12 protein-coding genes and 1 pseudogene are annotated in these 9,073 nt (G+C 73.1%); 11 read left to right on the forward strand and 2 right to left on the reverse strand.

The window, feature by feature from the left end:
- The 6 genes and pseudogenes from BG452_RS23005 to BG452_RS23025 form a co-directional block, all read left to right on the forward strand.
- Nucleotides 1-710 (forward strand): annotated as a pseudogene (locus tag BG452_RS23005) (hypothetical protein); the annotation flags it as partial.
- A gap of 142 nt (nucleotides 711-852) precedes the next feature.
- On the forward strand, nucleotides 853-1,575 hold the full coding sequence (locus BG452_RS23010) for a DUF2993 domain-containing protein (RefSeq protein WP_188306248.1): 723 nt from the start codon (nucleotides 853-855) through the stop codon (nucleotides 1,573-1,575).
- Nucleotides 1,576-1,790: 215 nt separating this feature from the next.
- A complete protein-coding gene (locus tag BG452_RS48140; RefSeq protein WP_350517234.1) occupies nucleotides 1,791-1,871 on the forward strand; it encodes an Ms5788A family Cys-rich leader peptide in 81 nt (26 codons plus the stop codon).
- A 234-nt stretch (nucleotides 1,872-2,105) separates the two neighbouring features.
- On the forward strand, nucleotides 2,106-2,942 hold the full coding sequence (locus BG452_RS23015) for a sulfurtransferase (RefSeq protein ID WP_188306249.1): 837 nt from the start codon (nucleotides 2,106-2,108) through the stop codon (nucleotides 2,940-2,942).
- A 37-nt stretch (nucleotides 2,943-2,979) separates the two neighbouring features.
- Complete coding sequence (locus BG452_RS23020; protein WP_030288989.1) at nucleotides 2,980-3,270, forward strand: DUF1416 domain-containing protein; 291 nt, start codon at nucleotides 2,980-2,982, stop codon at nucleotides 3,268-3,270.
- Nucleotides 3,271-3,371: 101 nt separating this feature from the next.
- Nucleotides 3,372-3,617: a hypothetical protein gene (locus tag BG452_RS23025; RefSeq protein ID WP_188306255.1), complete on the forward strand. Its 246-nt coding sequence runs from the start codon at nucleotides 3,372-3,374 to the stop codon at nucleotides 3,615-3,617.
- A 10-nt stretch (nucleotides 3,618-3,627) separates the two neighbouring features.
- On the opposite strand, the gene BG452_RS23030 is transcribed toward BG452_RS23025, so the two are convergent.
- Nucleotides 3,628-3,990 (reverse strand): DsrE family protein, encoded by a 363-nt coding sequence (locus BG452_RS23030; protein WP_188306250.1) that lies wholly within the window; start codon nucleotides 3,988-3,990, stop codon nucleotides 3,628-3,630.
- 384 nt (nucleotides 3,991-4,374) lie between these two features.
- Between BG452_RS23030 and BG452_RS23035 the strand changes: the two genes are divergently transcribed.
- From BG452_RS23035 to BG452_RS23045, 3 genes are all read left to right on the forward strand, one after another.
- Nucleotides 4,375-4,959 carry an FABP family protein gene (locus tag BG452_RS23035; protein ID WP_188306251.1) on the forward strand — a complete coding sequence of 195 codons (585 nt, stop codon included), beginning with the start codon at nucleotides 4,375-4,377 and terminating at the stop codon, nucleotides 4,957-4,959.
- 87 nt (nucleotides 4,960-5,046) lie between these two features.
- Nucleotides 5,047-5,511, forward strand: coding sequence for a Fur family transcriptional regulator (locus BG452_RS23040; protein ID WP_188306252.1), 465 nt, complete (start codon nucleotides 5,047-5,049; stop codon nucleotides 5,509-5,511).
- Nucleotides 5,512-5,530: 19 nt separating this feature from the next.
- Nucleotides 5,531-6,493: a YgfZ/GcvT domain-containing protein gene (locus BG452_RS23045; RefSeq protein ID WP_188306256.1), complete on the forward strand. Its 963-nt coding sequence runs from the start codon at nucleotides 5,531-5,533 to the stop codon at nucleotides 6,491-6,493.
- A 1-nt stretch (nucleotide 6,494) separates the two neighbouring features.
- Here BG452_RS23045 and dtd read toward each other — a convergent pair whose 3' ends face one another.
- Nucleotides 6,495-6,935, reverse strand: coding sequence for a D-aminoacyl-tRNA deacylase (gene dtd, locus BG452_RS23050; RefSeq protein ID WP_188306253.1), 441 nt, complete (start codon nucleotides 6,933-6,935; stop codon nucleotides 6,495-6,497).
- Nucleotides 6,936-7,469: 534 nt separating this feature from the next.
- Between dtd and BG452_RS23055 the strand changes: the two genes are divergently transcribed.
- Together BG452_RS23055 and BG452_RS23060 are read left to right on the forward strand one after the other, a co-directional pair.
- Nucleotides 7,470-8,114, forward strand: coding sequence for an ABC transporter substrate-binding protein (locus tag BG452_RS23055; protein WP_223242618.1), 645 nt, complete (start codon nucleotides 7,470-7,472; stop codon nucleotides 8,112-8,114).
- A 74-nt stretch (nucleotides 8,115-8,188) separates the two neighbouring features.
- On the forward strand, nucleotides 8,189-9,073 hold an 885-nt coding region (locus tag BG452_RS23060; protein WP_188306254.1), incomplete at its 3' end, for an asparaginase.

Here is a 9,073-nt window from a genome sequence, read left to right on the forward strand (position 1 = left end):
GGAGCAGTTCGCCGATCATCGACCCGGGCCTGCAGCCCGCCCTGATCACCGCCGGCGCGGCCGCGCTGCTGGCCGGCGGTGCCGCGCTGGGGCAGGTGGCGCTGGCCCTGGTGGTGGCGCTGCTGCAGCTGCTGACGGCGGCCGGCTGGTTCCGGCTGAACGGCATGTGGCCGGCCCGGCAGGGCATCCTGCTGGCGGCGCTGGCCGGGCTGGTGGCGGACGTGGCCGTGCTGCTGGCGGACTCGGACGGCGGTGCGGCGGCGGTGGTGGGCACCCTGGGCGGGTTCTTCCTGCTGGTGCTGGTGCTGCAGACGTTCCGTCCGTCGGACCCGAAGGAGCGGTTCTACGCGCTGACCGTGCTGGGTTCGGCCACCGTGGTGACGGCGCTGTGCACCACGCTGCTGCTGGCCGACTGGGTGCCGGCCGGGGTGGGCGCGGTGGCGCTGGCCACCGTGCTGGCGGCGGCGCCGCTGCCCGGGCCGAAGCAGCTGGGCCCGGTGCTGGGCCTGGTCGCGGCGGTGCTGCTGGGCCTCCTGGTGGGCGCGCCGGTGGCGCTGGGGGCGCTCGCCGGGCTGGGGGCGCTGGTCGGCCGCCGGGTCGCGGCGTACGACTTCCCGTCCCGCTTCGTGCACATGACGGCAGGCGTGGCGCTGCCGCTGGCGGTGGCCGCGCCGCTGATCTGGTTGGCCACCGGGCCGCTGGCCGGCTGAGTTCGGTACGTCACGACCGCGTCCCGCCCCGGAACCACCGTCCGGGGCGGGACGTCGTACGGTCGTGCGGGAGGAGCCGTGCCCAGGGCGGCTCCGCGACGAGACGGCGACGAGACCACAGCGGGCGACGACGGGGGACACGATGCGCGGATGGCTGAAGGCGACGATCGGCCTGGCGGTGCTCTCCGGGCTGCTGCTGGGCGCGGACCGGATCGCGGTCGGCGTGGCCGAGGACGAGGCCGCCGACCAGCTGGTGAAGAGCGGCCAGATGAGCAAGCGGCCGGACGTCACGATCGAGGGCTTCCCGTTCCTCACCCAGGTGGTGTCGAAGAAGCTGGACGACGTCCGGATCTCCTCGGACGGCCTGACCGTGCAGAACAACGGCCAGCAGGTGGCGCTGCACTCCTTCAAGGCCCAGCTGTCCGGGGTCGCGGTGAGCGACAACCTCAACACCGCCACGGTGGACAGTGGCACCGGCAGCGGTGTGATCACCTACCAGGACCTCGCCCAACTGCTGCCCCCGGCCTCCCAGTTGCTGGGCGGCGCCCCGCTGCCGGTGGGCGGCGGCTCCCGGCTGAGCCTGTCGTACGGCGGTCCGGGCAAGGTCAAGGCCTCGCTGGGGCCGGTGTCGGTCGGTGAGGCCACCGTGCACAACGACGGCAACACGATCACCGTGGACGGCCTCCGGCTGAGTTCGCTGGCCGAGATGTTCGCCGGGCTGTCCAACCGGAAGATCGAGCCGGCCGGCTTCACCCTGGACTCGATGCCGGCCGGTCTGAAGCTGGCGGCGAAGGACGGTGTGACGCCGCTGCCGGAGGGCCTCCAGCTGTCCTTCGAGGGCAAGGGCGTGAAGCTGCTGGGCTGAGCCCGGCCGGGGTCGCCACCGTTCCGCTCCGCGAGACGCGCTGTCCAGCGCGGACCGCGGGGCGGTGTCGTTTCCGCCCGTTGTGCACCGCCGACGGCTGCCCGGCCGGGGCCCGGCGGACCGCCGCGAGCGCGAATCCCAGTATTCGATCGTTTCGATCTCGACATTCGATACGCTGATGACAGCGGGCCTCCGGTGTCCCTAGCATCGTCAGCATGAAGCGACAGACGGATCTCACGAAGCGGCGGGCGGTCGACCTGTGCCGCGTGGCCGCCTGTCTGTGTCGAATGCGCTAAGTCGGCATCCTGGCAGGGCAGTTGACGCCCGCCGCCGATCTCCCGGTGACCTCGTCGGGCCCTTGCGGCCGCTGGTCGCCGCCGTACTCCGCAGTTCCCCGCCCGGTCGTCCCCGGCTTCGCTCCTCCGTCCCATCATTCGGACGGGTATTCGGACCGCACCCGTTTCGGGCACCTCTGCAGCACCTGTTGAGCAGCACCTTCCGCCAACCGCCCCCGGATGGAGAACACCACCATGAGCCGCAGCGACGTCCTGGTCGACGCCGACTGGGTCCAGGCCCGACTGGACGACCCGAAGGTCGTCATCGTCGAGGTCGACGAGGACACCTCCGCGTACGACAAGAACCACATCCGCAACGCCGTCCGGATCGACTGGAAGAAGGACCTCCAGGACCCGGTCCGCCGCGACTTCATCGACCAGGCCGGCTTCGAGGCGCTGCTCAGCGCCAAGGGCATCGCCAACGACGACACCGTCGTCCTGTACGGCGGCAACAACAACTGGTTCGCCTCGTACGCCTACTGGTACTTCAAGCTGTACGGCCACGGCGACGTCCGCCTGCTGGACGGCGGCCGCAAGAAGTGGGAGCTGGACTCCCGCGACCTGGTCTCCGAGGTCCCGGCCCGCCCGGCCACCGAGTACACGGCACAGGCCGCCGACTCCTCGATCCGTGCCTTCCGCGACGACGTGATCGCCGCCATCGGCACCCTCAACCTGGTCGACGTCCGCTCGCCCGACGAGTTCTCCGGCAAGCTGCTCGCCCCGGCCCACCTCCCGCAGGAGCAGTCGCAGCGCCCCGGCCACGTGCCGAGCGCCCGCAACATCCCGTGGGCCAAGAACGCCAACGACGACGGCACCTTCAAGAGCGACGACGAGCTCAAGGCGCTGTACGAGGCCGAGGGCATCGACCTGGCGAAGGACACCATCGCGTACTGCCGGATCGGCGAGCGCTCCGCGCTCACCTGGTTCGTGCTGCACGAGCTGCTCGGCCAGGAGAACGTCAAGAACTACGACGGTTCGTGGACCGAGTACGGCAGCCTGGTCGGCGTGCCGATCGAGCTCGGCAACAACTGAGCCCCCGGCTCGACCCGTAAGTCAGAAGGAGACAGACATGTGCGGTGCGAAGGCCGGCGGCCCGGACCTGGCAGGAGTTGACGTGGCGAACGAGACGATCATCCAGGGTTCGGTGACCCGCGACGGTGAGCCGGTCAACGGCTACGTCCGGCTGCTGGACGAGAACAACGAGTTCACGGCCGAGGTGCCCACCTCGGCGACCGGCCAGTTCCGGTTCTTCGCCCGCCCGGGCAAGTGGACCCTGCGCGCGCTGGTCCCGGGCCAGACCGTGGACCGTCAGGTGGTGGCCTCCCAGGGCACCGCCGTCGAGGTCGCGATCGCGGTCTGACCGGGTCGGACGATCACACCGAGGGCCCCTGCCGCGCAGGGGCCCTCGGTCGTACCGTGGAAGACGTGCAGACGAGGCGTCGGCGGCGCTACTACTACGCCATGATGGGCGTGTGCCTGGGCCTGTTCGTCCTGGCCTGGGGCGTGGTGCGGTTCTTCTCGGTGGGAGCGGCGGTCGGCCTGTGCGTGGTCGCGATGGTCATCCCGCCGGCCGCCGCGGTGTTCGCCAACAAGCGGGACCCGGACGACGACTGGTGGAACGACCCGCGCTGGGACGACCCCAAGTGGGACGACCCCGGCCACGACCGGGACCGCCCCGACCACGAGGAACGCGACGGCCCCCGGTAGGAGCCCGCCGTCAGTAGACCAGCGCCTGGACGTTGTCCGCCATGATCTCGCTGACGAAGACCTGCGCGCCCGCGATCCGGACGCCCTCGACGGTGTCCTTCTGCTCGATCCCGCGCCGGGCCGCGCACTGGGTGCACAGGGTCACCGAGCCGGCCGCCAGGATGGACTCCAGCAGGTCCGGCAGCGGCGCGGCGTGCGGCAGCTCGAACTCCGCCGCCCGCCCCGGCACGGCGAACCAGGAGGACTCCCCGGTCAGCCAGAGCGAGACGTCGATCCCGCTGGCGACGGCCACGGCCGCCACCGTGAAGGCCTGCGAGCACCGCTCGGGCGCGTCCGCCCCGGCGGTCACCTTGATGACGAGCTTCTTCGACATGGCGCCACCTTAGAGGCCGCGCGGCCCCCGCCCGCCGTCATCGCGGAATCCCTTGGGCAAACCTTGGACGGCGCCCGGGCGCGGCCCCGGCCGGGCGGCGCCGGGGCCGGGCCGGCGGGGCGCGAAACCCGACGTGGTGGGGCTCACCGCGACCGGCCGGAGCCCTCCGGATAGAGTGAGCGCGAGCAAAGTCCACCACACTGTCGCCGCCTGGGAGCCCCCCGTGTCCGGTCTGGAAATCTTCTTCGACGGTCTGCTGGCCCTGATGGCCGTGCTGATCACCTGGTTCGCCATCTTCTCGGTGATGAAGCTGTACCAGGGCCAGCGCTGACCCTGCCGTACGGTTGAGGGCAGACCGCACCGACCACGACAGCGACCAGGAACATGATCGAGATCCCCTCTGACCTCCACAGGGACGTCGTCCCGCTCGCCTTCCTCCTCGGTACCTGGGAGGGCGCGGGTGTGTACGACTTCCCCGGCACGGAGAAGTGCAACTTCGGCCAGGAGATCGTGATCCGGCACGACGGCCGCCCCTTCCTGGAGTTCCGCTCCCGCACCTGGGTGCTGGACGAGGAGGGCGAGAAGGTCCGTCCGCTGGAGAACGAGCACGCCTTCTGGCGCATCACCAGCAACCACGACGGCACCAGCGGCGCCCGGGGGATCGAGATCTCCTCCGTCCGTGACGACGGCACGGTCGAGATCTGGTACGGCGAGCTGGCCGACGGCAAGCCGCAGGTCGACGTCTCCACCGACGCCGTGGCCCGGATCGAGGGCTCCCCGGAGTACTCCGGCGGCAAGCGGCTGTACGGCTTCGTCAACGGCGAGCTGCTCTGGGTCGGCGAGAAGGCCGCCCCGAACGTGCCGCTGCGCCCGTACATGTCCGCTCAGCTGAAGAAGGTGCTCAGCCCGGCCCAGCTGATCAAGGACATCAACGACCTGCCGGACGACGGCATCGCGTTCTTCAAGTAGGAACTGTCCGCGCACGAGGTAGGGACCGGCCCCCGGCCGGTCCCTACACTTGCCTCAGGACCCCCGACCTTGGCAGGGACAGAACCCGTGGCGGACACCGGCACCACCGACTGGCAGCTCTCCGGCGACTGGAAGGCCGACCTGCGCGAGCGCGGCTACCGCCTCACGCCGCAGCGACAGCTCGTCCTGGAGGCCGTGGACGTCCTCGACCACGCGACCCCCGACGACATCCTCTGCCACGTCCGCAAGACCGCCAGCGGCATCAACATCTCCACCGTCTACCGGACCCTGGAGCTGCTGGAGGAGCTGGGCCTGGTCTCGCACGCCCACCTCGGCCACGGCGCCCCGACCTACCACCTGGCCGGCCGCCACCACCACCTGCACCTGGTCTGCCGGGACTGCGAGAAGGTCACCGAGACCGGCACCGAGATCGCCCAGCCGCTGATCGACCGGCTGCGCGAGCAGCACGGCTTCGACACCGACCTCAAGCATTTCGCCATCTTCGGCCGCTGCGCCGACTGCGCCGCCGGGCAGGCCGACGACCGGTCGTAAGCTGGCCGGTATGACCGGTGTGAAGAGCCCGCTGCTTGCCCTGCCCGGAGCCGTCCCCGCCGAGGGGGCCGACGAGGGCGTCGCCGCCCACTACGGCGACATCTTCCGCGAGCAACGGAACCTGTCCCGGGGCACCGGCTTCGTCGACCTCTCGCACCGCGGCGTGGTCACCGTCACCGGCGCGGACCGCCTCGCCTGGCTGCACCTGCTGCTCACCCAGCACGTCAGCGGGCTGGAGCCGCAGCACGCCACCGAGGCGCTGGTGCTCTCCCCGAACGGGCACGTCGAGCACGCGCTCTACCTGGTCGACGACGGCACCACCACCTGGGCCCACGTCGAGCCCGGCACCCAGGGCGCGCTGATCGGCTACCTGGAGAGCATGAAGTTCTTCTACCGGGTGGAGGTCGTCGACGCGACCGCCGAGCACGCCGTGGTCCACCTGCCGGCCGGCTCCACCGCCTCCGTCGAGGGCGCCGCCGCCGTCCGCGAACTCCCGTACGGGCGCGACCTGTTCGTGCCGCGCGCCGAGCTGGAGAAGCTCACCGCCGGGTACGGCCCGGCGGCCGGGGTCTGGGCCTACGAGGCGCTGCGGATCGAGGGCCACCGGCCCCGGCTCGGCTTCGAGACCGACCACCGGACCATCCCGCACGAGGTGGACTGGCTGCGCACCGCCGTCCACCTGCAGAAGGGCTGCTACCGCGGCCAGGAGACCGTCGCCCGGGTGCACAACCTGGGCCGCCCGCCGCGCCGGCTGGTCTTCCTGCACCTGGACGGCACCGAGGAGACCCTGCCCCCGCACGGCACCGAGGTGCGGCTGGCCGCCGACCCGGACGGGCGGGCGCTGGGCTTCGTGACCTCCTCGGCGCGGCACCACGAGCTGGGCCCGATCGCGCTGGCGATCGTCAAGCGGAACGTGCCGGTGGACGCGGTGCTGCTGGCCGGGACGGTGCCGGGCACCCAGGACGTGATCGTCCCGCAGTAGCTCAGACCTCGACCAGGACGGTGAACGGGCCGTCGTTCACCAGCGCCACCTGCATGTCGGCGCCGAACCGGCCCGTCTCCACCTTGGCGCCGAGCGCGCGCAGTTGGGCGACCACCTCGTCCACCAGCGGCTCGGCGACCGGCCCGGGGGCGGCGGCGTTCCAGGTGGGGCGGCGGCCCTTGCGGGTGTCGCCGTAGAGGGTGAACTGACTGATCACCAGCAGCGGGCCGCCGATGTCCGAGCAACTCTGCTCCACGCCCTCGCCGCTGACCGGCAGGATCCGCAGCGTCCAGAGCTTGCGGGCCAGTTGGGCCGCCTTGGCCGGGGTGTCCTCGTGGGTCACGCCGACCAGGACGCACAGGCCGGGCCCCTCGATCGCGCCGACGGTCTCTCCGGCCACGGTCACCCGGGCCTCGGTCACTCGCTGCACCACTGCTCGCATGCCGCCATTGTGCCGGAGCGCCGGAGCGCCCCGCCGGGGCCCAGGGGAATCCGGCTCGGCAGGGCCCCGGCTCGGCCGGGCGGGACCCCGGGGCCGGCACCCGAGGGGCGCACATGAGAGGCGCGCGCAGGGGTGGCGCACGCCGTGCGGCGCGCGCCTGCGCAGGGTCGGCGCTGCTGTCCGTACGAAAAGGCCCGGTCATATCAGCCACCCCCGTTCGCCAGGGGGCCGTTCGGGTGCACGGGCGGTGCGCGCGCGCCGGGTGGGGTGGCACGCTGGGGGACCGTACGACGGGCCCGGCGCGCCTGAAGGTCCGCCGCACCGGGCCGGGGTTCGGCCGGGTGGTCGAGCGGTAGGTCAGGTGTTCTGGCGGGGTCGCCCCGGCGGGTGGTCCCGATCGGGGAGCGGAACCCCTCGGGGGCCCCCGGGCGTGCCAACGGACGGGACGCGCGAGCCCGTCGGGGGACGGGCCGGGCCGGCGGCAGGGACGGAGTGCCGCGAGCGGGCGGGATCGGACGACGGCAGGTGGGCTGGATGATGGACGCGAGCAGTGCGGCGTGGAGCCGATCCGGGCAGGTGGCGCAGGCCCCCGGGGGCCCCTCCTGGGCGGTCGGCCCGGACGGCGAGCCCGACCTGGAGCACCTGGGCCTGGACCAGCTGCGGATCCTGCGCCGGGAGACCCTGGAGCAGGAGGCCGACCTGTCGTACCTGCGACGGCTGCTGCACGGGCGGATGGACATCCTGCGCGCCGAACTGGACCGGCGCCCCGGCGGCGGCCCGGCCCACCCGGCCCGGGCGGGCGGGGAGGGGAGCGGCGCCCGGGCGGCCGGCGAGGAGCTCGGCGGCGACCTGCTGGACCGGCTGCCGGCCATCCTGACCGACGCGCCCTCCACCGTGCGGCGCTCGGCCCGGCACGTCACCCTCGGCCCGCCGCGCACCCAGGAGTCCCAGCTGGAGGCGGACGCCCTGATGGGCGACGTCCAGCTCGCCGACCTGCCGGCCCATCCGGCCGAGGAGCTGCTGGCCGCCCTGGAGCGGCTGCGCGCGCACGAGCGCGAGGTGTCCGGCCGGCGCCAGCGGCTGCTGCGGACGGCCGACGGTTGCAATGCCGAGATCACCCGCAGGTACCGTGATGGGGAAGCACGGGTCGACGACCTGCTCTCCGAGAGGCCGCTCTGACCGGTCGAGGCGTCGCGGGCGGGTGGGGTCCGGCTTCCTCCCGGCCCACACCCCTGCCTCCGGAAGGCTCCGCGATGTCCCAGTCCGCCAACCCGCCCGTGCTCGCCGAGGTCATACGCTCGGGCTTCACCGAGGGCCGTCACCACGGCTCGCTGGTCCTGCTCGCCGCCGACGGCTCGGTGGAGTTCGCGCTCGGTGACCCCGACGCGCCGGTCTTCCCCCGCTCCACGGCCAAGCCGTTCCAGGCGGTGGCCACCCTGCGGGCCGGGCTGGCGATCGAGGGCGAGCTGCTGGCGCTGGCGGCCTCCAGCCACTCTGCGGAATCGTTTCACCTCGACGGTGTGCGAGCCATCCTCGGCTCGGCCGGCCTCGACGAGTCGGCCCTGCGCACCCCGGCCGACCTCCCGCTGGACGAGACCGAGGCGGAGCTGCTGCTCGCGGCCGGCGGCCGGCGCGCCCCGATCCTGATGGACTGCTCCGGCAAGCACGCCGGCTGGCTGGCCGCCTGCGTCGCCAACGGCTGGGACACCGCGGCCTACCTCGACCCGGCGCACCCGATCCAGGAGCTGGCCCGCGAGGCCCTCGCGGAGGCCACCGGCGAGGCCCCCGCGCACACCGGGGTGGACGGCTGTGGCGCCCCGCTGCTGGCCGTCTCGCTGACCGGCCTGGCCCGCGGCTACCGCAGCCTGCTGCTGGCCGCCGAGGGCACCGCGCAGCGCCGGGTGGCCGACGCCATGCGCGCCCACCCCGAGTACGTGGCCGGCACCCGCCGGGCCGACACCTGGCTGATGCGGGCCGTTCCCGGCGCGCTGTCCAAGATGGGCGCCGAGGCCGTCCAGGTGGTCGCGCTGCCGGACGGCCGGGCGCTCGCCTTCAAGATCGACGACGGCTCGGAGCGGGCCCGCGGCCCGGTGCTCGCGGCGGCCCTGCGCCGGCTCGGCGTGACCGGCGTGGAGGAC

This window comes from Streptomyces sp. CBMA123, assembly GCF_014596465.1.
In the GTDB taxonomy this organism is placed as follows: Bacteria; Actinomycetota; Actinomycetes; order Streptomycetales; family Streptomycetaceae; genus Kitasatospora.

Coding starts and splice junctions, on each gene's coding strand:
- BG452_RS23010 (WP_188306248.1), top strand. CDS start 853: ATGCGCGGATGGCTGAAGGCGACGATCGGCCTGGCGGTGCTCTCCGGG.
- BG452_RS48140 (WP_350517234.1), top strand. CDS start 1,791: ATGAAGCGACAGACGGATCTCACGAAGCGGCGGGCGGTCGACCTGTGC.
- BG452_RS23015 (WP_188306249.1), top strand. CDS start 2,106: ATGAGCCGCAGCGACGTCCTGGTCGACGCCGACTGGGTCCAGGCCCGA.
- BG452_RS23020 (WP_030288989.1), top strand. CDS start 2,980: ATGTGCGGTGCGAAGGCCGGCGGCCCGGACCTGGCAGGAGTTGACGTG.
- BG452_RS23025 (WP_188306255.1), top strand. CDS start 3,372: ATGATGGGCGTGTGCCTGGGCCTGTTCGTCCTGGCCTGGGGCGTGGTG.
- BG452_RS23030 (WP_188306250.1), bottom strand. CDS start 3,990: ATGTCGAAGAAGCTCGTCATCAAGGTGACCGCCGGGGCGGACGCGCCC.
- BG452_RS23035 (WP_188306251.1), top strand. CDS start 4,375: ATGATCGAGATCCCCTCTGACCTCCACAGGGACGTCGTCCCGCTCGCC.
- dtd (WP_188306253.1), bottom strand. CDS start 6,935: ATGCGAGCAGTGGTGCAGCGAGTGACCGAGGCCCGGGTGACCGTGGCC.
- BG452_RS23055 (WP_223242618.1), top strand. CDS start 7,470: ATGATGGACGCGAGCAGTGCGGCGTGGAGCCGATCCGGGCAGGTGGCG.